This is a genomic window from Pseudoalteromonas sp. MT33b (genome assembly GCF_014117385.1).
Classification (GTDB): domain Bacteria; phylum Pseudomonadota; class Gammaproteobacteria; order Enterobacterales; family Alteromonadaceae; genus Pseudoalteromonas; species Pseudoalteromonas lipolytica.
In genome coordinates this window covers 1,301,870-1,326,015 of record NZ_CP059831.1, presented here as the reverse complement: position 1 = coordinate 1,326,015, position 24,146 = coordinate 1,301,870, and the positions used below count along the sequence as shown (strand labels likewise).

The following is a 24,146-nucleotide window of genomic DNA, read 5'->3' as shown; positions in this document are numbered from 1 at the left end:
TTTTAAAATTATTAAAAGCTGAATAATTGGTTAAAAAAATAGCAAAAAAACACTTGCGCAAAAACACTGTATAAACTACTGTATACACATACTGTATAAACAACCAGTGAGTGAAAGTTATGTTACAGCCAATTACCTTAAGAACCGTTAAAAGCTATCAACAAGATAACGACAAAGCGTCGGTTAATTTAATTCAAATTGAAGACGAAATTTCAGCAACATTTGAGCTATTAAAGGTATTACATCACTATAACAGTCAAAGTGCGTGGACATTGTTAATTGCACCTGATCATGTGCCAAGTAAAGCATTACTCGATTCATGTTCAATCGACACCAGTAAACTGTTAGTGATCAGACAAAAGCACCTTGTGAATCTTGAATATGTGTTAAGTTCGGCGCTGCACAACGGTAACTTTGCCGCAGTGATCACCTGGACAGATATTGTCAGCAACAATCAACTAGATTCTATGACTCTTAATTTAGAACATGCATCTGCAAAGTTTTACTGCTTCACCAAAAGCAACCCATTAAACAATTTAGTACCGCAGCCACAATAGGCTTGCTAAAATAGCAATTTATTGTTTTAGGTAAGTTGTTATGACATCACTCACACACTCCCTTTGTCCTTGTGGCAGCAAACAAGATTACTCGCTTTGCTGCCAACCTTTGCACACAGGCGATAGCCAAGCGCAAACGCCGGAACAACTTATGCGTTCTCGCTTTAGTGCTTATGCCTTAAAAGATGCAAAATATGTCTTTACAACATACGCACAAAGCCAACAAACCGCTAACCCTGTTAGCGAAATCAAAGATTTTGCTAATAGCTGTCGTTTTACCAAGCTAAGCGTTTTAGATACTGAATATAACGAGCAAGAAGGTTTTGTAGAATTTAAAGCAAATTACTTTTACCAAAACTTGTATTGTGAGTTACACGAGAAATCGCGTTTTATTAAAGAAAATGGACTATGGCGTTACCTTGATGGTGAAATAACGCCCGTTGCTGATATTAAAATTGGCCGTAATGATGAATGCCCTTGCGGTAGCGGCAAAAAATATAAAAAGTGTCACGCAATTTAAATCACGGCTATTCACTTTTTATATAGCCAATCTAAACCTTGACTAGCCATTGTAGGGAAAGCCGTTGCGTGGTGGGCATGTGATATAAATCAACACAAAATAATGTCATTGTATTTCAGACAATAAAAATGGGCCTCAAGGCCCATTCTTAAATTCTATGAATTATAACGACTATTCTTCGTCAAATTCTTGTAACTGGCGTTGTGCTGGACGCGCTAGAATCTCGACATAAAACGATGTAAGCCCTTTTGCTTCAATATCGCTAATGCATTTATTAATTTCCGCCACATGAACGACTTTCGCGTCGTCAGCTGACTCTCCAAATTTACAATCAAATGCCCAGTAATCGGCATCTTCTGGGAGAGTTTTATTACGCTCACGTTTTAAATACTTCTTCACTTCGTGCTTAGCTGCATCAACCATGCGAGGGTATTTAATTTTCTCATGGTTAAGCGTGAATGTTTTCTTCATTATAGTCCTAATAACTTGGTTCAATGATAATGGCATAAAGCCATTTGGGCGCATTATAACAAGCACATAAAAAATTAGCTGTACTTTTTACTGATTTGCACCAATTTACCTATCTTTGTAAGTGTAGCGTACAAGGCGAGTATGACAATTTCAATTAATTAAGCAGTTGCCAATTGCAAAGGCTGATGAATCGCCTCGTCCGTTAAGCTGTCATAAAACGCAGCTGCATCCATTTGCATACGCTCTGTGGGTGCGTTTTTATCGTAATAGCGTTTTCTGACTGCTGGCTCACAGTTATCGATAACTTCTAACGGCACATGATTTTTATCATCGCGGATAGCAAGCGGCTCAGGACTGAGACAATTACGTAGGCGAATATCTGACAAGCCACCTTGTAAAAGTCGCAGCCCATTATTCTGCCCGATTAACATATCATATTGTTCAGGCGCTAATGGTTGTTTTGGGCCTGCCCCTAACTCATTTCTGAGTACGTGTTCTGAACTCTGAGTATCGGTTAATTCTGTTTTCGGTAAATGAAACTGGCTAAAATCAAGCGCATCATGAGACAGCATCGCCAATAATAAGGCAAACTCACCTTGGCGGTGTTCATGAACACTTTTGTTAAGACGATTATCAAGTTGACTCTCGTTGAGCAACAAACCATCAATTTGCATAGACTTTGGCCGAATAGTTTCAAGATTAACCAGTTATCGGCATTAATCTATTTTTCTTTAGTTTTTTTCTTTACTTAAAGAGCCAGTTTGCTATTATCAGCGCCGTTGCATTGGAGGGGTTCCCGAGCGGCCAAAGGGATCAGACTGTAAATCTGACGGCTCAGCCTTCGCTGGTTCGAATCCAGCTCCCTCCACCACTTTTCTACGCTCAGTTAAGTGGGGCCAAATGCAATAAAAATTAGTGTGGAGGGGTTCCCGAGCGGCCAAAGGGATCAGACTGTAAATCTGACGGCTCAGCCTTCGCTGGTTCGAATCCAGCTCCCTCCACCACTTTCCTTCTCTGCTAATTCACTATTCTATTTTTCATCTTATTATTTACTTCTCTTTTCCTAAATCGTTAAACTAAAAATACAGCTATTTCAATTGAATTATCCTTTTGTTATACCATTACGCTTAATTAAGTGGTCTATTTTGAGGCAATAAAACCGCGTTGATAACAAGGCAAAAATTTAGTTATTTAGTTATTTAGTTGTTCTCGGCAATTGCTCCTGCATTGCTCTACCTCCTGCATCCATGCAGTCGTAAATCAGACATTTTTAACGCAGGTAGCGACTGGTTTAATCACTCAAAATGATTAAGTATTTTTGCGGATTAGTATTAGAGCCAGCGTAAAAATGGACCATTCACTTTCAGCCAATTGCTTGCTTTTTTATGTTCGGGATAAAACTCACTCACCCGTTGCCAAAATGCCGCACTGTGATCCATATGCTTTAAATGCGCAAGTTCATGAACAACAACATAATCAATAACCCATAGGGGCGCACTGGCTAAGTGCAAATTAAAGGTTAACTCTCTTTGGCGATTACAACTGCCCCATCGCCGCTTGTAATGTTGAATTTTAAGACGTGTTGGTAACGCTTCTCTCATTTGAATACAGTAGTTTTGTATACGCATCTCAAGGTAGGTTTCTAACTTGTCATGTAAAAACTCTTCCATCAATGCAAGATACTTTGCGTCTGTGAGTTTAACGCGCGGTGAAATAGCAAGGGTTAATTCATGAGTATCAGTGTCTTGATACCATTGGCTGCAATTTTCTTGCTTAAATACAAGGGGAATTACCTGATCAAATAGCTTGATTTGCGAATTTTTAATGGGAAATTGACACTGCTCAGCGTGTAATGATTGTTTAGTAACTTGCTCTGCAACCCAATGCTGCTTTGTTTTTAACCACGCTTCAATATCTTTACGCGGGACAAAGTGAGGTGCATACACAGTCAACTGCTGCTCGGCGACTTTAATCGCGACAGTTTTTCTACGTTTACTGCGTTTTAACGTGTACTCAAACAAAATAAGCCAATGTAATTAATAAAATCTTTGTATTATATTTTACCCCGTAAAATACCTGCTAATCTATAAAGATGACTCATAAATAAGTTTTTATTCTTATGCCTGATAAACCGTGTTGTAGCTACATTTCACCAACAGGTAACACGTGTCAAGAAACCGATATGGGTTCTGGGTATTGCTTTTGGCATGACAATAAATTTGATAAATCAGGCTTAGAGCTGACTCAAAAACTTGAACGATATGCGAAAAAGGGCGGGTTACTTCAGGGTCTGCAATTACAACGTGCAAATTTAGTGGGTCTAAATTTAATAAAGAAAGATGATGAAGAAGGTTATGATCTTTCTTACTGCAATTTTTATCGAGCCAATTTGTCGGGGGCACATCTTTTCAACAATAAAATTGCCAATACATCCTTAATGAAAGCGAACCTTCATAGCGCCAGCTTACACTACTGCGATTTACGAAATACCAACCTACTTGGGGTTAAACTCAGTGATAGCCGCATTGATAATATCGATTTAGGCGAACAATTACTGCAAGAAGCCGAGGCGTTTAAAGCTCGTCGAAATAGGCAATACTCGACTGCACGCGACTTATTTGAACAATCCGAAGAAATATACAGAAATTTACGTAAAGCGTCTGAAGACCAAGGGCTTTTCGAGCTCGCGGGTAACTTTACCTATAAAGAATTAAGAATGCGCCACGCACAGTACCCGAAAGGATCAACGAAACAAATTACTTCCAGCTTTATTGACATGTTATGTGGTTATGGTGAAAAACCTGAAAATGTCATTCGCTTTAGTCTGTCTCTTATCGTTTGTTGCGCAATATGTTACTTTTTATTTGGTGTCAGCTATCAAGATTCATTGCTTAGATTTAGTTTTGATAATTCGTTCGATGATAACGTATCAGCACTTTTAAACAGCATTTACTTTAGCGTTGTTACTTTTACAACGCTAGGCTATGGCGATATTACCCCCATTGGATTATCAAGGCTCATAGCTGCGATTGAAGCATTTTGTGGCAGCTTTTCGCTAGCGCTGTTTGTGGTGGTGTTTGTAAAGCGTATGACACGTTAATGGATTATGTGAGAACCTTGATGCTTTTTAGCCTCGTACATTTTCCGATCAGCACGATTTATAAGCTCCTCAGCACCGACGGTGCTGTCTAAAGGCGCTGAAATAATGCCAAAACTCAAATGTAACGGGGGGTATTTTGCTTCAAAAGCAACGATCAGCTTATTACATATCGCAATGGTGTTTTCTACGTCGCAATCTGGCATGATCAGGCAAAATTCATCTCCCCCATAACGACAGGCAATGTCTATTTCTCTTGTATTCTTTTTAAGATATTTCCCGATGAATTTTAATACCTCGTCACCTTTCAAATGCCCTTGTGTGTCATTCACTGATTTAAAGTTGTCTAAATCAAAATATACAATAGTCAAAGGTAGCTTCTGACGGCGCGCTCTTGCTAATTCTCGCTGAAACAACTCTTGCATTTCTCGGCGATTATACAAATTTGTGAGGGGGTCTAGTTTGGCAAGTTTTTCAAGTTCATGTGTACGCTGCGCCACTTTCTCTTCAAGCCCTTTCGCATACACTTCTGTTCTTCGTTTCGCATTTTCTATTTCGCCAACAAGACTCGCAATGTACGTATCAAACACTAATGTTGTATCAAAATAAATAAGCTTATCAATAATGGTTAATGTTTGATTTAGCTCTGCATGGTCTTTTATGGTGTTTCTTAACACATCAAAAATGAGCTCTTTAAGGGTACATACCGCCGATAAATAAAGTTTGGGCTCTACCCCAATTCGCTTATGTACCATGCCAATACGTAGCCGATTATTAACGTAATCATTTTCATAACAGCCACAAAATAAATCTATAATGTATTGTCTTTGTGCATCTCTTAAACGTGTCAGTGTGTCAGCATCTCCAATAAGTAATGAAATTTCATCGACTTCTGTTTGCTTTTTATAGAACTCATCAACCATTTTCTCAATCGCCGACTCGATAAGTGGTTTATAGTTAATGAGTGATGCTAAGCATTGTGAAGAGAGCCCTAATAAATTCATTCTATGCTGAATTTCAACATCATTTATTTGCATTTGCTCGACGAGTGTCTGCTCAGTCCTGCGCATGGGTAATCTCACACTTAAGTATTTTCTAATTAAATATAGCTAATGAAATAAATCCTACTTAGTCTGTCATATCTTTTTTCTCTAAATCTAGCGCAAATTGTATTAGACTGACATTACTTGCAGTCTGAACGAATTATTATGCTCGCGAAATTTTTTATTACCGATCAAAATCCAAGCTTAATCATAAGTGGGGTGTACAATCCTAGTTTAGTTGTCCTTTCGATTGCTACCGCTATTTTTGCTGCATATTTTTCATTGCATATTATTGATTTAGCCAATAAAACCCGCTTTGAATCATACAGAAAACTAGGCAATGCAACCGGCTCTCTAGTCTTGTCTGGCGGAATTTGGAGTATGCACTTTATTGGTATGCTTGCATTTTCTTTATGCACAACCATTAACTATGATCCTGCTCTGACATTTTTTTCGTTTATTCCTGCTTTTTTAGCCTGCTACACAGGTATGTCACTAATACGCAGTAAAGACATTGCACATATTCCCGCAGGGTTAAAGTTACTCATGAGTTCTGTGTTAGTGGGCGCAGGTATTGGTACCATGCATTACACGGGTATGGCGGCAATGGAAATGAGCCCATTACTTCGTTATGACCCTATGTGGTTTGCTGCATCCATTTTTGTTGCCGTGTTTTTATCCTTTATTGGGCTGTATACTCGCTTTCATTTGAACGACCACTTTCAAAATTTAACCGCATTACAAAACCGGATTATTTGCGCCATTATTTTTGGTTTTGCTGTCGCCGGTATGCATTACATGGGCATGGCTGCAACGCGATTTGTCGCGACCTCCCCTTTTTTATCCGATAACACAGACAATACCAATCTTGTTTTTATTGCTGCCATGGTGTCATTTGCTACCGTGTTATTAACCGCTGTCGTTGCGATTATCAATGGTATGGTGCGCTATCGTATGCTGCTTGCTGAAAAATCGGCAGAAGAATCACGACTCGATGCCATTTTAAGTACGGCAATCGATGGTATTGTGACAATTAATTGTCGCGGTATTATTTTAAGCTTTAATAAATCTGCAGAAAGTATCTTTGGCTGGAAACAAGAAGAAGTGCTCGGTCAGAACGTGAAAGTGTTGATGGATGACGACATTGCGGCTCAGCACGATGGTTATTTGCTAAACAGTGGCAACCACGCTCTTAAAAAAGTGATTGGCGTTAACCGCGACGTGTGTGCAAAACACAAGGAAGGTCATTTATTCCCTATTCGCTTAGGTCTTGGTGAAGTGAAACAACCCGATGCAGAAACGTTGTTTGTGGGCTTCATAACCGATTTAACTGAACAACGCGCATTACAACGCAGCCTAGAAGAAAAAGAACAGCAATATCGCACGTTAATGAATAACACGCCTGGCGCTGTATTTCGTTGTTTGCTCGATGACCATTGGAGCATGCTGTTCATTAGTCCCAATGTATTTGATCTAACGGGCTATACTGCCGAAGAATTTACGTCAAAAGCCATCAGTTTTGCTGACATTATAAATAAAGAAGACGAAGCGCATATTAATGAGATCATGACAAAAGCAATCTCTGAAAAAAATCAATATGCACTTGAGTATCGCGTACGCCATCGCAGCGGTAAGGTCGTTTGGGTATTAGATCAAGGTTCTATTAACAAAACGGATGATTCTGAAGTTCAGTGGATTGATGGTGTATTAGTTGATATTACCGCACGCCATATCTATGAAGAATCATTAAAACACGCAAAACAAGAAGCTGAAGCCGCTGCACAAGCTAAACAGGCATTTATGGCAAATATGAGCCATGAAATTCGCACGCCCATGAATGCAATTATCGGGTTCAGCGATATTTTAATGGACAGCCCACTTAATAAAGAACAACAAAAGCACATCGTTACCGTAAATAATGCAGCACGCTCATTATTGCATCTTCTTAACGATGTTTTAGACTCGGCAAAATTAGAAAAAGGCAAACTCGATATTCATCACGAGCACTTTAATTTACAAGCCCTTCTCGATAACATCGTTTCTACCTTTTGGCTTGAAGCAAAGCGCAAAAACCTGTTATTAGATTTAAAAATTGCTGATGATGTCGCACCAATTTATATCGGTGATGACGCGCGTATTCGTCAAGTACTCAATAACTTAATTGGTAATGCGGTTAAGTTTACAGAATCAGGTTCTGTCACGATTAGTGTAAGTAAGACACAAAACAATCAGCTCTTTTTTGAGGTGCAAGACACTGGGATTGGCATTGCAAAACACCGCTTGAAAGCAATTTTCCAACCTTTTGAACAAGCCGATGGAACGATGACGCGTCGCTTTGGCGGCACAGGCTTAGGCACCACCATAAGCAAGCAATTGGTCGAGCTTATGGGAGGCACAATAAGTGCCGTGAGTAATGAAGGCGAAGGCAGTTGTTTTTTCTTTTCTCTTCCTTTGCAAGAAGGCGACATTAATAAAGTAGATAAACTCAGTAATAACCTACTTACATTACCACCTCTTCGTGTCTTAGTGGTTGATGATATTGAACAAAATGTCGAGCTATTAAACATATTACTCTCACAAGCTGGCCACACAGTGTATAAAGCAAAAAATGGGCTAGAGGCTATTGCTGAATTTAAACAACACAGCTTTGATATCATTTTAATGGATATCCACATGCCTGAATGCGATGGTATAACTGCTTGTAAAAAAATTCGTGAATTAGAGCAGCAACAACAATTAAAGAAAACACCTATCATCGCGTTGACCGCCAGCGTGCTTCAACAAGATAAGCTCACAGCTAAGCAAGCAGGTATGAATGGCTTTGCAAACAAACCCGTCGATATACAACAAGTTAATCATGAGATAGCGAAAGTGCTCGGTTTAGAAATTAAGCACATCACAGCTAAGCCTGATAACAAAGCAAAGCAACATATCAATTATGTTAAAGGTATCCAAATGTGGGGTAGCAAAGAAAAGCTTAATACTGAAATACGCTTATTTCTTGCTAATCATCAGCAGAGTATTCTACGTTTAAAAGAGTCAACACTTAATGCATCTGAACAAACGACACTGTTACACACGCTAAAAGGTGTGGCGGGCAATTTGACACTAACGAAATTACTGTATTTATTGTCGCAGGCCGAAAAAGAACAGGGTAAAGAAGACTTTTCTAAATTAATAACTGCGTGCTATCAAGAGTGGCAAGCACTGGCTACTTTACTCGATGAGCAAGAGCAGGTTAATACTGATAAAACACCTTCGCAAGCGGTATCGATAAGCGTATTTTTAAATCACATCGAGGCACTACAAAATCAAGCCGAGCATGCTGAAATAGATGATGAACTACTGAGTGATGTTCAAAACAATGCCCCTGTCGAGTATAAAGACGCAGTCGCAGAGATAGTTGGACATTTTGATAACTTTGACTTTGATGCAGCAAGTACTGCATTAGCCAATTTAAAGCACCGCATTGCAGCTGATTAAGGAGCAGTCATGAGTCAAATTACTGATCGAGCAAGAATTCTTGTCGTTGATGATGAGCCCGCAAATCTTAAGGTCATGCGTGAAGTTCTTGCAAATGACTATCGGTTATCATTTGCTAAATCGGGTGATTTAGCTCTGCAGCTCATTGAAAATGAACCTCCAAAACTAATTTTACTGGATGTCATGATGCCAGATATGAATGGCTTCGAGGTATGTAAAATTTTAAAAGCGAACCCTGAAACAGCTCATATTCCCGTGATATTTGTCACGGCACTGTCCCATGAACAAGATGAGTCCGAAGGCTTTTCACTTGGTGCTGTTGATTATATAACCAAACCCATCAGCCCTGCTATTGTGCGAGCCCGAGTGAAAACACATTTATCGCTAGTGCAGGCCGAGCAATTACAATTAGCCCATATTGATTTAATTAATCGCTTAGGCCGAGCGGCAGAATATAAAGACACAGATACAGGTGAGCATATCGCCCGTATGAGTCGCTACAGCAAAGTACTCGCGTTAGCTTATGGTATGACTGAATACCAAGCCGAACAGTTGAAACAAGCCGCCCCTATGCATGATGTTGGCAAAATAGGCATACCTGATTCGGTACTTTTAAAACCCGGCCGTTTAGATGCCAACGAGTTTGAGCATATGAAGCAACATGCTGTCATTGGTGCAAAAATACTCGAAAATTCAAGCTCTCCCCTATTACAGCTCGCTCATAAGCTTGCACTGGAGCATCATGAAAAGTGGGATGGTACGGGTTACCCTCTTGGTTTAAAAGGAGAAGAGATCAGCATTGAAGGTCGTATCGTCAGTATTGCTGATGTATTTGATGCACTCACCTCTGTGCGCCCATACAAAGATGCGTGGCCAGTTGAAAAAGCAGTAGAGCTGCTACAAGCCGAATCAGGCAAACACTTTGATCCCCAACTCGTCGATTTATTCATTGGCCAAATCGACGCAATTATCGAGATTAAAAATACTTACTCTCGCTAGTTTATACCCATTAAAAGGGGCCTTACTTAAGCCCCTTTTTAATTTGCTCATAATCATGAGAGGTAATTTCATGACTGTTGCCAGCACAGTCTTTAAAATACATAGAATAAGTCACGCCATGATCGGCAATCACCGTTTTTATATTAAATTGAGCTAAATGCTCAAGCCACGCTAAAAATTGCGCTGCGTTTACACTAAAAGCGATCCCTTTACTATTACCGGGCGCTTCAAATAATGCGAGACGGATTGTTTTTGCCTGATCTTCAAGGGTTAATGGACCTTTACCTTCATCCCAAAAAGCAAGCTCAGGAACCACAGAAAAACCTAACACATCACGGTACCATGTCACTGCCCGCGCCAAATCATCAACATTTAAATGGCAGTGATCAACCCCGTTTAATAAAGGTACACCCATGGTTACTCACCAATCTCAGATTTAAGTTGTTCTAGAAAGGCCAACATATACTCTGTTCGTCTTTTTGCTTCATCTTTCGCCGAGGGAGTATTCATACTTTGGGCGATATGTAATAGTTTAATAAAAAAGTGATCAAGCGTGTATTTAGTGTCATCAGGCTCACGATGTAAACAGAATGGATCGTCTTTATGGTAAAGGTAACGCCCTATCGAGCCACCCACTTTCATGCAGCGACTTACCCCAATAGCCCCTAATGCATCCATTCGATCAGCGTCTTGGACTATTTGTGCTTCAACACTTTGTACTGCGATGTTAGCGCTAAAACTATGTGCAACAATGGCGTGATGAATTGCGGCAAAGTATTGCTCAGGGTAATTAATGGATGATAAAAAACTCAACGCTTTATCTGCAGCCATTGTTGACGCTTTCGCTCTATCAGGGTGGTTTTTAGCAACCGCAACGCAATCATGTAACCAGGCTGCGGGTAACACAACTGCCATATTAGCCTCTTCTGCAGTGCACAGCTGTTTTGCAACCCTCACCACTCGCTCAATGTGGCTGATGTCGTGTGCCACATCGGCATGAAGTAAAGATAAAATAAAATCTCGACATTGGGTTTCAAGTTCTGCAAAGTCTATTTTTGACTGCATAAAGCGGCTGTTACCATTAACTGATTGAAATTATGCTTACTTTAACGTGGTTACTGGATTTGTTCAAAACATTCATTGTATGTTTGCCAGTGCTTCATTAAACTATGCCCCCTTTTGTTTGACGCGAGAATCCCTATGTCATCTGCTATTTACCTACAAGCTGGACGAGAAAAATCATTAAAAAGAAAACACCCTTGGGTGTTCTCTAAAGCCATTAAAAAAGTAAAAGGTAAACCAGGACTAGGTGATACGGTTACTATTTATGATAATGACGGTAAGTTTCTCGCCATTGCAGCTTACAGCCCAGAGTCACAAATTCGCGCACGTGTATGGAGCTTTGACCAAAACGAAGTGATTGATCAAGCATTCTTCGAAAAGCGTCTTCGCCGTGCGTACGATGCACGCCAGCAAGTGATTAGCGAGGGAGGCTTAACAGGCTTTCGTTTAAGTGCTGCGGAGTCTGATTACTTACCGGGTATCACAATCGACAAGTTTGATAACGTATTAGTATGTCAGTTACTCAGTGCAGGTGCAGAGCGCCATAAGGGCGAAATAGTCGCGGCATTAATGGCTATTTTTCCTGGCTGCGATATCTACGAGCGCTCTGATGTCGACGTGCGAACAAAAGAAGGGTTAGATCCAATCAAAGGTGTTCTGTGGGGTAATGCACCGACAGAGCCCGTATTAATTGAAGAAAACGGCCTAAAGCTAGAAGTCGATATTATAGAAGGTCATAAAACAGGCTTTTATTTAGACCAACGTGATAGTCGTGCGGCTCTAGAACGCTTCTCTAAAGATAAAACAGTGCTTAACTGCTTCAGTTATACTGGCACATTTTCGCTGTACGCATTACGTGGCGGCTGTCAGCATGTAACCAATGTGGATGTATCGCAACCTGCGCTCGATACCGCCAGACGCAATGTAGAGCACAACAACCTAGATTTGAATAAAGTCGATTTTGTTAAGCAAGACGTCTTTAAGTTACTGCGTCAATACCGTGATGAAGGCAAGCTGTTTGATACCATCGTGATGGACCCGCCTAAATTTGCAGACAATAAAGCACAGCTGACCGGCGCATGTCGCGGCTATAAAGATATTAATATGATTGCGATGCAAATACTAAAGCCCGGTGGCACCTTATTAACGTTCTCGTGCTCTGGCTTAATGGAACAAAACTTATTTCAAAAAGTGGTTGCCGATGCAGCGCTTGATGCAGGTAAAGATTTACTGATTATGGAACGATTAAACCAAGCTGCCGACCACCCTATTGCTGGCAGCTACCCCGAAGGTTTTTACCTAAAAGGCCTTATCTGTAAAGTGTACTAAAACAGCTAAAACCTAGTTAAAGTGAACAATTTCAAGTCCTGCACTCAAGGAGCCATCTTGCTCCTTGGTTGCTCTAATAACTTTAACTGTTGCATCAAACGAGGTGATTGCTGTGCTCGTAGAGGCAATCACCACTCGGTAAACACTGCCAATTTCTAATACTTCATCACAACATATTGCTAAGCCTGTTGCACTTAAATCAGTGCATGTAACGACTATTTCGGTGTGACTATTTTCGCCCTCTAAAGGTATTAACTTTGCGGGGGTATGAATTTGCATGCGGCGAAAATCGCGCTTTTCCTCATGAAACATGACGCCTCCTTACACAAGTGCTTTTATTTTTTCTATGAGTGTTTTTACAGAAAATGGTTTCACTACATAGGCGTCACATCCAGCATCAAATCCTGCTTTTTGCTCAAGTTCAGATTCTAAGCCAGATACCATAACAACGGGGATATTTTCTGTTTCCGGGGTGTTTTTTAATAACCGACACGTGTCATAACCATCAAGACCAGGCATACACACATCTAATAAAATGGCATTGGGAGGGTTTGCAATAGCCGATGCCAAACACGATGTTCCTGAATCTGCATAGCTTAACGAAAACTCATTGCTTAAGGTTGCTTTGAGCATTTCGAAGTTAAAATATTCATCGTCAACAACCAAAATTTCTGGTCGTACTCGACGTGAAGTGTCTGCTGGAACTGCAATCGGTTTATCCTTTTCTATGCCCACATAATCTCCTTTTAGCATTTGTGTTACTAATTCAAGCGCAATGAATTCACTGTTTCATTGCGCATACCTTTACTGAATTATAACTCACATTCTTTGATTGCGTTTAAAACACGCTTTGCAGATACAGGATAAGGTGTCCCTAGTGTTTGTGCAAATAAAGAAACACGTAATTCCTGCTGCATCCAAAAAATAGACCTGATTTCATCAGGTACGGGCATTCCTTTGGGAATTTTATTCGCCAGTTTTTGATACTGTTCAGCCACTTTTTCTAGTTCAAGTACACATAAACGATCTCGATTAGGATCAACAGGGAGTTTTTCTAGACGACGTTCAATCGCTTTTAAATAACGAATTAAATCCGCCATTTTTGCCGCGCCGTGCTGACTTACAAACCCTTTAAAAACGAGGCTTTGTAATTGTGATTTAATATCACCATGAGCGGTGATCATGGTTAAATCTACGCGCCCTTTCATACGCTTATTAAGACTGTGAGCAATGCTGAGCACTTGCTCAACTTGCGTTGCTATGTCGACCACCGTATCGCCCAACTCACCACGAATTTGCTCTTTAGCCTGCTCAAATGCTTGCTGAGTACGAATGTTGCCGTACTTTATCAATAAACTATCAACACCTGCAGCAATACAATCATCAATCAAATCATTCACTTTACCAAAGGGGTTAAAATACAACCCAAGCTTAGATTTATTAGGTAAATTTTGCTGCAAATACTTAATCGGTGACGGTACATTTAAAAGCACTAAACGACGTAAGCCCTGTTGGTGCGCCTGCTGTGCTTTTTGTTCGTTATCAAATAACTCAACCGCAGCGGAGTCTTTTTTATCGACTAAAGCTGGAAACGCTTTTATTTCATACTGACCTTGCTTTTTAACATAGGAAGCTGGTAACTCACCAAAGCTCCACTGTGTTAAGTCGGCTTTTTCTATGCCTTTATCAGCCACTTTTGATAAGGTATCGGTGACTTTGCCCTGAAGCTGAGCTTTCAGCTTAGCCAAATTTAGACCTCGAGCAAGTAACTTATCGTGCTCATCGCGAACTTCAAACTGCAAACGCAAATGAGGGGCCAACGTTGAGTAATCCCAAGCGTCTGGCTCAACACGTACCCCTGTCATACGCAGCAAACGAGTGCTTATGGCGTCAATTAAATTGCCTTGCATAGGCTCAATTGCCGCTAATACAGCATCGGCGTAGTTCGGAGCTGGAACAAAATTACGGCGTAGTGTTTTTGGTAATGACTTAATTAATGCGCAAATCAACTCATGCCTAAACGCAGGAATATGCCAATCAAAGCCGGTTTCTTGTACTTGATTAAGTAATGCAACCGGAATTTGAACCGCAACACCATCAACAGCTTGCCCTGGATCAAAATGGTACGTCAGCGGCAAGAGTAAGTTTTCTTGTTGCCATGTATCTGGGTAATCAAATTCGGTGACATGATCAGCACCATGCTGCATTAACGCTTCACGTGACATGTGCAAAAAGCGTTTATCTTTTTGTTTTTGTTGCTTCCACCAGGCGTTAAATGCCGCACGATTGTTGATATCAGCAGGAATTTTTTTGTCGTAAAACTCATACAGTGTTTGCTCATCCACTAAGATATCGCGACGACGAGACTTATTCTCAAGCACTTGAATATCATCAATAAGTTCTTGGTTATACTGTAAAAAGCCTTCATTCTGACCAAGCTCTTGTTCAACCAAAGCGCCACGAATAAACAACTCTCGGCTCACTTTAGGATCAATTTTGCTGTATACACAACGACGCTTATTAACAATAAGCAGGCCGTATAAAGTTTGCTGCTCGAAGGCGATAACAGCACCCGGTTTTTTCTCCCAATGAGGCTCGCTGTAGCTGCGCTTCACTAAATGTTGAGCAAAACCTTCAACCCATTTAAGGTCGATACGGGCATTTATACGAGCGTAGAGTTTACTTGTCTCCACCAGCTCCGCAGCCATAATCCACTTAGGGCTCTTTTTAAATAATCCTGAGCCCGGAAAAATATGGAACTGACTATTACGTGCGCCTTTGTAAATTTGTTTTTCGTCTTTAAAACCAATGTGGCTCAACATACCGCTTAAGAGTGACTGATGAATTCGGTCGCTGTCGGCTACGTTAGTTGTTGCTTTCATGCCCATTTCATTACACACAGTCGACAGTTGATAAACGATATCTTGCCATTCTCGAATACGCATATAAGCTAAAAAGTCTTTTTGACACAGCTTTCTAAACTGACTATTGCTTAACTCACTTTGTTGCTCTTCAAGATAATTCCACAGATTTAAAAATGCGATAAAGTCTGAATCTGGATCATCAAATCGGCCATGTTTTTCATCAGCTGCCCCCCGCTTTTCTTGGGGTCGCTCACGGGGGTCTTGAATCGAAAGCGCAGCAACTATAATAATGACTTCACGCAATGCCCCAAGGCTGTCTGCGGTTAGCACCATTTTGGCTAAACGCGGGTCGACGGGTAAACGACTTAAGCTACGTCCTGATTTAGTCAGCTCAGTTTGCTTATGGCGCTTAGCAGGTTTAACCGCCTCAAGCTCTTCGAGTAACGTTAAACCATCATTGATGTTACGACTGTCTGGCGCTTGTACAAACGGAAATTGTTGCATATCGCCCAGCCCAAGGCCTAGCATTTGCAAAATAACCGACGCTAAGTTAGTACGTAGAATTTCAGGGTCAGTAAATTCTGGACGCGAATTAAAATCATCTTCGCTGTATAAACGAATACAAATACCCGCTTCGATACGACCACAACGGCCTTTACGCTGATTGGCACTGGCTTGTGAAATTGGCTCTATTGGTAAGCGTTGTACTTTTGTACGGTAGCTGTAACGGCTAATTCGCGCGGTGCCTGGGTCAATAACATACCGAATACCGGGCACGGTTAACGAGGTTTCTGCCACATTTGTGGCTAAAATGATGTGGCGACGTGAATGCGGTGCAAAAATACGATTTTGCTCGGCATTTGATAAACGCGAATAGAGTGGCAGGATATCTGCGCCTTTTAAGTTGCGTTTAGAAAGCGCATCGGCAGTGTCGCGTATTTCACGCTCACCATTCATAAAGATAAGAATGTCACCGGGTCCTTCGTCACACAGCTCGTCAACGGCATCAAAAATACCTTGCAGTTGGTCACCATCGGCTTCCATCTCTTCTTTATTAATCTCTGTAGTTGGGCGATAACGTACTTCTACAGGGAAAGTGCGTCCTGACACTTCAATAATCGGGGCGTCATCAAAATGCTGAGAAAATCGCTCTGGATCGATGGTTGCTGAGGTAATAATGACTTTTAGATCGGGGCGTTTTGGCAATAAATTCTTTAAATAGCCCAAAATAAAATCGATATTTAGGCTACGCTCATGGGCTTCATCGATAATAATCGTATCATATTGATTTAAAAAGCGGTCTTGCTGAATTTCAGCCAGCAAAATACCATCGGTCATCAATTTTATATAACTATTATCTGAGACCTGATCACTAAAACGAATTTTAAAACCGACTTGCTGACCAAGCTCACATTGCATCTCTTCAGCAATACGGTTAGCAACACTGCGAGCTGCCAAACGCCTTGGTTGAGTATGCCCTATGTAGCCCTCTACCCCACGACCAAGCTCTAAGCACATTTTTGGAATTTGTGTTGTTTTACCCGAGCCAGTTTCACCTGCAATGATCACCACTTGGTTGTTGGCAATCGCCTGCTTAATATCCTCTTTCTTTTGGCTAACAGGAAGTTGCTCTGGATAGGTTACTGATGGTAATGCCGCTATACGTTGAACACGCAATTGCTGTGAGCGAGCAATATCATCCGCAATTTTTTGCGCTATGTTCGCTTGCTTTGTTTCATCGTTTATTTTTTTGATGCCATGCAGGCGTTTTTTGAGGATGAATTGATCTTTGCGTAAGCATGTTTTTAATTCGCCGAACAGCGGACCTAGGTTAACCACCCGATACCCTTATAGTTATTTGCCAATAGGGCAACCATTGTATCAAATAATCTATTGGGTGGTCATGGCTTATTTATGCCAATTCGCTCAATTAAATGAACAGTTTTGAGGCAATCAAACCGGGTTGATAACAAGGCAAAAATGTCGTTATTGGGGTGTTCTCGGCAATTGCTCCTGCATTGCTCTACCTCTTGCATCCATGCAGCCGTAAATCAGACACTTTTAACACAAGTAGCGACAGGTTTAATCCCTCAAAATGATTAAGTATTACTGCGACTTGGCATTATTCGCTCGGTTGGAATAGGCATGGCACATACGTCGATGTAATGTGGGCTTTCAACGAACCAATCTTCTACTCGATTTTTGCGCGCATCGATTAACTGTTTAAAAGCTGTTGAATCTGTTTTCATTACTTTAAACTGGCTTGTATCAATGTCTGTAATATCAGCCAGAACTTGCATATCTGTAATAGGATTAAATACCGCACCTTCAATGGGCTTTCGCATTAATTGGTTAAAGTGCTCCATCCCCTCTAATACACGCCCAAATACTGTAATATTTCGGTCTAGGTAGCGCTGTGCATTACCTATCGTGATATAAAATTCTGTGCCACCACTGTTAATATCGTTATCACGAGCCATTGCAAAGATGCCGGGGCAATGCACTTGCCATGTTTGTGTTTGACTTTCATTTTGCGCAACCGCGAACCCATTTAGAAAGCCCGTTTTTACTGCGTAACCATCTGGGCCTTTTAATTCAGTGATCGCCAGTGGTGTATCCGTTTTGAAGTAAAATTCAGCAGGCAGCGCTTTTTTCGCCTTTTTAACCGACTTTGTTTCATTCGCGTCACCACCTTGCGCGACAAAACCTTCAACAAAGCGGTAAACACTCAGCCCTTGATAAAAACCTTCTTGGGCGAGTAGTCGCATATTTTTGGCGTGCAAAGGCGCCAAGCCATCATTGAGCTCAATATACGCGGCACCCGTCGGGAGAGTAAGTTTAAGAACGTTGTTTGGTTGCACAATGCGCCATTGAGACTCATCTGCGGTTTCAATAATTTCAGCTGCTGAGCGTTTTTCAACGTTATCAGCAGCGTGAATAGGCCCTGTTAAAAGTGCAGCAACGCATACCGTTAATAGACTAAATTTCATTATTATTATCTTTTAAGTAATTGACAATTCAGCCTATTAACTTCTTAACAATTAAGCAAGTAAAAATACCCCAACGCACTGTGATACGATTCGCTTAATTAAGTGCTCTATGTTGAGGCAATATAACCTCGTTGATAACAAGGCAAAAATGTCGTTATTGAGGTGTTCACTGCAATTGCTCCTGCATTGCTCTCCCCCCTGCATCCATGCAGTCGTAAATCAGACATTTTTAACACAGGCAGCGACAGGTTTAGTCCCTCAACATGATTAAGTCTTATTGCGGATTGGTATGGTTATTAATCCCAATCAAACTTATACAGAATATCAACATTTTGATAAAGACCGCTGGTTACTTCAATATACAGTTGTGACAAGAGTTGATAGCGCACTGCCACCTCACTCAATGAATCAAAAATCCCCACGCTGTATTTCACTTGAATACCGGGCGTAACATAGCCTGATATTTCAACTTTAGTATCATCGCCACTGCCTGTAGAACTCAAGCTCACATCCGATAAACCAAAGCTTTCGCCAATTTTAGATACCACACCTTCACTGCGGTTAACACCTTGCGCTAATAATAGTTGCGTCAACATTGCATCGGTTGAGCTGTCCCCTTCGTCAAGTGGCTGACCATTCAATAAGTAAGCCAATGCTTGTGCTTGATCCATTGCCGGCTCTGAGAACACTTTTAACGATGGCTGTTCCACATTCCCGGTTAAAGTAATACCCGCAACCACACCATTTGCGGTGTTATCAGGGTTGCGAATAGCTTTAATATTTAAATACGGTTTATCTATAGAGCCACTAAAGCCGACTTGACCTGTCCGTATTTGTAAATCTTGGCCAAAAGCGCGGTAGGTTCCTTCAACAAGGTTTAATTCTCCGGTGGCAATCATCGGTGTCGTTTGGTCCATGTTGATATTAATATCCCCTTCGACTTTTGACTGTAATCCAAATGAATCAATACGCACGTCTCTTTCAACCAGTACCTTTAAGTTGATAGCGTAATCGAAAGGAACTTTTTCAGCTTGTTGTTGTTCAATATCCACAATGACTTCGTCATCACTGACTTGCACAGCCCCCTCGGGTAGCTCCTCAATGGCAATCCGCCCCCACGGAACAACAACCTGCCCTTCAAGGTTAAAGGCATTATTTTTTAATGACATAGTGAGCTCAGGCGACACTTTAAAGGTGACATCTTGTTGCGCACGTACAAAGAACTCATTGCCTTGCAATTGTAAATTTACATCGGGTAAATCTGCATGCCAATCAACACCCCCAGATAACTTTAGCGCTCCCCCTTCACGGTCTTTTAGCTCACCAGTCACTGTCGCACTTTGATTATTAAAAGCGATATTCACCTGTGAGTTTTGCAATGAAACAGGAAGCGTTGCTCCTTCTAAGTTAATGCTGTCAACATTAAGCTCACCATTAATGAGTGGCTCTTTTAATGAACCTGCCAAGGCAAGCTGACCCTTAATATCACCATTTAGCTGCTCTAACGTGCCAATAAAAGGCTGTATATTCGTGAGTAGAATTTTTTCAATAACCAGATCACCCGAGAGTAATTGCTGGTTTTGAATATCCTCTACATTAATTTGTGAGGTTACTTTTCCAAGTACTGATGAGTCGAGTGTCGCTTCAAGCTTCGCCGTTTCTGCATCACTTATCGCAGACAGGCTGAAGACCTCAATCGGTAGCTTATAAACTGTCGCACCATCGATTAGTGATGCAGCTAGTTCTTGCGTATTAATGTTAGCTCGCAGGGTTTTTAGCTCTGCGTTATGCCAGTTGGCAACAAACTCACCTTGCGCTAAGCCGGTTAAATCGAGATTATCTGGTAAGAAATGTTTAAACTCTGGTATCGATAACGCCCCAAGTTGCGCATTAAGTTGACCCAATTGCTTTGTTTGCTGCAAGGTGTTTACACACAACTGAGACTTTTCACTTTGCCAACAGTGTGCCGAGACATTAAAGTCTTGCGTCTGCGTATTTACACTGACATTAATGGCTTTATCTGTTCCAAAACGAACTTTATTATCGGTAACAAGTATTTGACTTAACGCCCCTTGCCACGTGTTCTTTGTGAACTTTCCATCTAAATCAAACGACACTTTACCTTGATCAGCATCCAGTAAAAATACGACATGGTGATCCGTTTTGTCACCTGAGGCATTAAGTTCAATCTGATTAATTTTGTGCTCAGCAAAACTAGCTGAATCCAAAATAAGCGATATCTCTGTTTGCCAGTCCGCAGCATAATCAAACTGCCCGTTTAACGCTAAACCCTCAACTTGGATATCCTGATAACTTAAAGTATTGAGGAGCAAGTTCACATTGGCTGTCGGTTCAAGGCGTGCTCCGCGCAATTTAAGGTCTGCACTTCCTTTACCCTGCAAAGGAAGCACACTTTGTTCACTTGCATCAAGGCGGATTTTACCGTCAACAAGCCATGTATCATCGACTTGACCCGATAGTGTAATTTCGTTATTTCCACTTTTAAGCTCAAGCTTATCAAAACTCGCGTGAAGGCTGCTGTCGAGTTTAAAGTCAGAGGCGACGTTCACAGGGATATCATTTACTGTGCCATCAATCACTGTGTTTGCTAAGATTAGCTGCCAATCCTCGTCTTTTAGAGTGAAGGAGCCATTAAACTTGCCAGATAAATTACTGCTTACGGCATCCGTTAAGTACTGAGCTTTTAAATCGCTTAACGTGCCTGAAAACTGACTTGTCACGCCCTCAGACCAATCTGCTGATGCGTTAACCGTAGCTTGGCTGTCGTTAGCACTGAGCTTTAGTTGATCAATTTTGACTCGTGTAAGGCCTCCATTTGCCTGCATTTCAGTTAACATCGCAGGGTATGCACCTAGCCGACTTGTTAAATTCACATTAATGGCGTAATCATCCGCATCGCCTTGCATACTGATAGCAAGGTCAGATAAACGTAATTGCGCAGCTTCTGTGTCTAACAGCCACGTATCAATGCCACCTTTTAGGCTAAACGGGTAATTCGTTTGTTGTAGATTGACTTGACCACTCAGTGTAGCTGGGTATTGACCCTGCGTAGTGAGGTTTAAGTTTAAATCCCCTAAACGCCCATTTAAGCCAAGAGTTGCTTGGTGCTGAGAATTAACCACAGACAACGAGGCATCAACTTTATTATCACCCCTTAAAAGCGCATGAAACTGGGTATTCAACTGCCAGTCAATGTAACGTGCAGCCAATTTCTCGACGCTGATTTCACTCTCTTTCGCTATCGCTTCAAGTTCAATGTTGTTAATAACGTGCGCACTTTCAGCTGCAAAAGGAGTTATTGCAACTTTATCGACCTTAAATGCGTGCAATTGCACATTAATTGGTAAGGTAAAATCAAGTGATGGTAGAGCTGGCAGCTCATTCAGCGGCGCACTTTTTGGGGCTTCTTTTACTTCATGCAATGCAACTGCAATATCGGCGATAGTAAATGCGTGTACGTTGATATCAGATTGTGATGCATAGGCTGTCAGGTTTAATTTGCTCACCGTCACATCAGCACTTGCATGCTCCAAGGTAAAACGATTAACAGCAATGCGTTTAACCGTGACATTTATCGGCAACGTTATTTGCTCAGCCGTGGTGGGCTCACCGTCAGTCATTTTTGTATCGGTTGGTTGTGGGTTTTCTGCCAAAGAGGGGGGTGTATCAAGTTTTAAATCTATTGTTTGCGCACTTAAGTTGTCTACACAAACACCATCACACCCCCACCAGTACAAATCAATTTTTAGTTGTTTTGCTGAAAACTTAAGTCCTTGTTTATCGTACGAGATATCGAATGCATCATTGTACAAAAAACGCCCACTCGGTAAATTTATCTTCAAGCCATCTACTAATTTATTAGCTGAATATGCAATAAAGTGATTTCCTGGCGCGGTGAATAATAAACAAAAAAGTATGACGCCTACGCTGACTAGTATGGCTGATAAAATCGTCGTCGTTTTTTTAAACTTGTTCATTAAATTTCAGGCCCTATGGTAATACTTAAACGGGTACTTTTACTCTCTTTTGTCAGCCCCCATGCATGATCAATGCGAACGGGTCCAACGGGCGTTAAGTAACGAAAACCAAAACCAGCACCAACTTCAACACGATCAGTAAAATCATTAGTCGCTGTACCACTGTCTACAAAGACGGCAGCTCGCCAATGTTCTGCAAATTGATAGTTATACTCAACAGTTCCAGTGGCTAGGTATTTCCCCCCAATAAGGCGACCTTTTTCATCTTCAGGAGAAATTGATTGATATGCAAAACCACGGACACTTTGGTCCCCCCCCGCATAGAAACGCAGTGAAAAAGGCACATTGTCAATATCATCCACTAACATGGCCCCCAAATTAGCACGTAAAAATATCATGTGACGATCAGCAACGGTTGTAAGCCAAGCGTTCTGTAATTGAAGTCGCAAAATATTTGTCGTTGAAAACATGTCTTTTAAACCAAATTCAGCAGATATAAGCCATTGATAACCCTCGTAAGGTGTTGTGCCACCTTCGGTGTCTTTTTTCGCGTAACTAATGCCTGGCATCAGCATTTTAGAGCTTTGCTCTTCATCGCCAATTTGGTAGGTTTCTCTATCGCGTCTTAAAAAGGCAGTACGCACCCACTCATCATCAGTTAACCACTGGCGCTGCAGTTGGGCTGTTAAAATTTTACTGTATACATCATTTGTCAGCTTATCTTCGAGCTTATAACCGACTGAAAAACGCCATAAATCATCATTTGGATCATTTACCGGCACAGTATAACCTAACGATATGTCTTGTTGCTTTTCAGAGACATTCAGGTTGCTTTCGAGATAGTGTCCGTCTTGTGTAATCCAAGGTTTAGACCATTTAAAACGCACTTTTGGGCCTAGGTCGGTACTAAATCCTCCCCCCACTTCGTAACTATTTGCAGGCTTGTGCAAAACATCAACATTCACTGGCACCTTGCCATCTTTTCGATTTGCTATGTCGGCATAGACTCGTACACTCGTAAAATAAGGGGTACTCGAGAGTGCTAGATTGTAGTCGGATACTTCTGTTGATTTGTAAGGTTGACCTGCCTTAAATTCAGCTAAAGATCGAATGTATTTTTCAGCTGGCGTTTGATTACCTATCGTTATTTCACCAAATTGATAACGAGGACCGGTATCAACATTGAAGGTAATTTTCGCACTGTTTTTCTTAAGAGATACAGCCAAGGTATGTGCATGCCATTTAGCATCAAAATACCCCAGCTCTAAAAGTTGACTTTCAATACGCTTCCTTGCGGCTTCATATTTAGCGTGATTTAAAAAATCACCCGGTTTTAAACTAATACTATCTACAGCAACCATAAACTCAGGATCCGCTTTACCGGCCCCGCTAATGGTAATTTCAACGTCGGATATACGTGTCACTGGCCCACGCTCTATATCAACGATGATCAACTGCTCGGCGTTATCAAATTTTATTTTAACGACAGGCTTATAATACCCCAGTGCTTTTAAGCTCGCTTTTACTTGGCTTTTAGCATGACGCTGCAAGGCTTTAGACGTTTTTTCATCTATTAACGGTTTAATGTAAAGCGCGACGTTTTTTTCAAGGTCGCCATTGACCCCTTGAATTTTATAATCTTTGATGATCGTTTCAGCACTAAATGCATTATTACTCAGTGAAAAAAATAAAATTAAAAAGACAAAAAAGAAATGCCGAATGTACAAAAAATA

At 41.1% G+C, this 24,146-nt stretch carries 18 protein-coding genes and 2 tRNA genes; 8 read left to right on the top strand and 12 right to left on the bottom strand.

Annotated features, from left to right (window positions below):
- Nucleotides 1–119: 119 nt before the first annotated feature.
- Together H3302_RS06115 and H3302_RS06110 are read left to right on the top strand one after the other, a co-directional pair.
- Complete coding sequence (locus H3302_RS06115; protein ID WP_036969400.1) at nucleotides 120–557, top strand: SulA-like leucine-rich domain-containing protein; 438 nt, start codon at nucleotides 120–122, stop codon at nucleotides 555–557.
- Between the two features lie 40 nt (nucleotides 558–597).
- Entirely contained in the window at nucleotides 598–1,077 is a 480-nt protein-coding gene (locus tag H3302_RS06110; protein ID WP_074989732.1) for a YchJ family protein, read from the top strand.
- Nucleotides 1,078–1,248: 171 nt separating this feature from the next.
- On the opposite strand, the gene H3302_RS06105 is transcribed toward H3302_RS06110, so the two are convergent.
- Both H3302_RS06105 and H3302_RS06100 read right to left on the bottom strand, forming a co-directional pair.
- Nucleotides 1,249–1,548 carry a DUF6172 family protein gene (locus H3302_RS06105; protein WP_036969405.1) on the bottom strand — a complete coding sequence of 100 codons (300 nt, stop codon included), beginning with the start codon at nucleotides 1,546–1,548 and terminating at the stop codon, nucleotides 1,249–1,251.
- Between the two features lie 158 nt (nucleotides 1,549–1,706).
- Nucleotides 1,707–2,222 carry a VC2046/SO_2500 family protein gene (locus tag H3302_RS06100; protein WP_065979363.1) on the bottom strand — a complete coding sequence of 172 codons (516 nt, stop codon included), beginning with the start codon at nucleotides 2,220–2,222 and terminating at the stop codon, nucleotides 1,707–1,709.
- Between the two features lie 112 nt (nucleotides 2,223–2,334).
- On the opposite strand from H3302_RS06100, the gene H3302_RS06095 reads away from it, so the two are divergent.
- Both H3302_RS06095 and H3302_RS06090 read left to right on the top strand, forming a co-directional pair.
- Nucleotides 2,335–2,419 (top strand) — tRNA-Tyr (locus tag H3302_RS06095).
- A gap of 48 nt (nucleotides 2,420–2,467) precedes the next feature.
- A tRNA-Tyr gene (locus tag H3302_RS06090) sits at nucleotides 2,468–2,552 on the top strand.
- Nucleotides 2,553–2,879: 327 nt separating this feature from the next.
- On the opposite strand, the gene H3302_RS06085 is transcribed toward H3302_RS06090, so the two are convergent.
- The gene (locus H3302_RS06085) at nucleotides 2,880–3,569 is read right to left on the bottom strand and encodes a M48 family metallopeptidase (RefSeq protein WP_036969409.1); all 690 of its coding nucleotides are present in this window, start codon (nucleotides 3,567–3,569) and stop codon (nucleotides 2,880–2,882) included.
- A gap of 98 nt (nucleotides 3,570–3,667) precedes the next feature.
- Here H3302_RS06085 and H3302_RS06080 point away from each other — a divergent pair, with 98 nt between their 5' ends.
- Nucleotides 3,668–4,648 (top strand): ion channel, encoded by a 981-nt coding sequence (locus H3302_RS06080; protein ID WP_182396271.1) that lies wholly within the window; start codon nucleotides 3,668–3,670, stop codon nucleotides 4,646–4,648.
- Here the strand turns inward: H3302_RS06080 and H3302_RS06075 are convergent.
- The gene (locus H3302_RS06075) at nucleotides 4,645–5,715 is read right to left on the bottom strand and encodes a GGDEF domain-containing protein (protein ID WP_182396270.1); all 1,071 of its coding nucleotides are present in this window, start codon (nucleotides 5,713–5,715) and stop codon (nucleotides 4,645–4,647) included. The genes H3302_RS06080 and H3302_RS06075 overlap by 4 nt on opposite strands.
- 138 nt (nucleotides 5,716–5,853) lie before the next feature.
- On the opposite strand from H3302_RS06075, the gene H3302_RS06070 reads away from it, so the two are divergent.
- Both H3302_RS06070 and H3302_RS06065 read left to right on the top strand, forming a co-directional pair.
- Nucleotides 5,854–9,171, top strand: coding sequence for a PAS domain S-box protein (locus tag H3302_RS06070; RefSeq protein WP_182396269.1), 3,318 nt, complete (start codon nucleotides 5,854–5,856; stop codon nucleotides 9,169–9,171).
- 9 nt (nucleotides 9,172–9,180) lie between these two features.
- Nucleotides 9,181–10,170, top strand: a complete 990-nt coding sequence (locus H3302_RS06065) for a two-component system response regulator (protein ID WP_036969419.1) — start codon at nucleotides 9,181–9,183, stop codon at nucleotides 10,168–10,170.
- A gap of 22 nt (nucleotides 10,171–10,192) precedes the next feature.
- On the opposite strand, the gene H3302_RS06060 is transcribed toward H3302_RS06065, so the two are convergent.
- Nucleotides 10,193–10,585: a VOC family protein gene (locus tag H3302_RS06060; RefSeq protein WP_036969421.1), complete on the bottom strand. Its 393-nt coding sequence runs from the start codon at nucleotides 10,583–10,585 to the stop codon at nucleotides 10,193–10,195.
- 2 nt (nucleotides 10,586–10,587) lie between these two features.
- Complete coding sequence (locus H3302_RS06055; RefSeq protein ID WP_036969424.1) at nucleotides 10,588–11,235, bottom strand: HD domain-containing protein; 648 nt, start codon at nucleotides 11,233–11,235, stop codon at nucleotides 10,588–10,590.
- Between the two features lie 135 nt (nucleotides 11,236–11,370).
- Here H3302_RS06055 and H3302_RS06050 point away from each other — a divergent pair, with 135 nt between their 5' ends.
- Nucleotides 11,371–12,561, top strand: coding sequence for a class I SAM-dependent methyltransferase (locus H3302_RS06050; protein ID WP_036969427.1), 1,191 nt, complete (start codon nucleotides 11,371–11,373; stop codon nucleotides 12,559–12,561).
- Between the two features lie 12 nt (nucleotides 12,562–12,573).
- On the opposite strand, the gene H3302_RS06045 is transcribed toward H3302_RS06050, so the two are convergent.
- The 6 genes from H3302_RS06045 to H3302_RS06020 form a co-directional block, all read right to left on the bottom strand.
- Nucleotides 12,574–12,873, bottom strand: a complete 300-nt coding sequence (locus H3302_RS06045; protein WP_036969429.1) for a PilZ domain-containing protein — start codon at nucleotides 12,871–12,873, stop codon at nucleotides 12,574–12,576.
- Between the two features lie 9 nt (nucleotides 12,874–12,882).
- Nucleotides 12,883–13,194: a response regulator transcription factor gene (locus H3302_RS06040; protein ID WP_230236506.1), complete on the bottom strand. Its 312-nt coding sequence runs from the start codon at nucleotides 13,192–13,194 to the stop codon at nucleotides 12,883–12,885.
- A gap of 179 nt (nucleotides 13,195–13,373) precedes the next feature.
- A complete protein-coding gene (gene hrpA / locus H3302_RS06035) occupies nucleotides 13,374–17,264 on the bottom strand; it encodes an ATP-dependent RNA helicase HrpA (RefSeq protein WP_065979367.1) in 3,891 nt (1,296 codons plus the stop codon).
- A gap of 260 nt (nucleotides 17,265–17,524) precedes the next feature.
- Nucleotides 17,525–18,415: a peptidylprolyl isomerase gene (locus H3302_RS06030; protein ID WP_182396268.1), complete on the bottom strand. Its 891-nt coding sequence runs from the start codon at nucleotides 18,413–18,415 to the stop codon at nucleotides 17,525–17,527.
- A gap of 296 nt (nucleotides 18,416–18,711) precedes the next feature.
- On the bottom strand, nucleotides 18,712–22,413 hold the full coding sequence (locus H3302_RS06025; RefSeq protein WP_182396267.1) for a translocation/assembly module TamB domain-containing protein: 3,702 nt from the start codon (nucleotides 22,411–22,413) through the stop codon (nucleotides 18,712–18,714).
- Nucleotides 22,413–24,140, bottom strand: a complete 1,728-nt coding sequence (locus tag H3302_RS06020) for an autotransporter assembly complex protein TamA (RefSeq protein ID WP_409076799.1) — start codon at nucleotides 24,138–24,140, stop codon at nucleotides 22,413–22,415. Before H3302_RS06020 ends, H3302_RS06025 begins: the two co-directional genes overlap by 1 nt.
- Nucleotides 24,141–24,146: the final 6 nt, after the last annotated feature.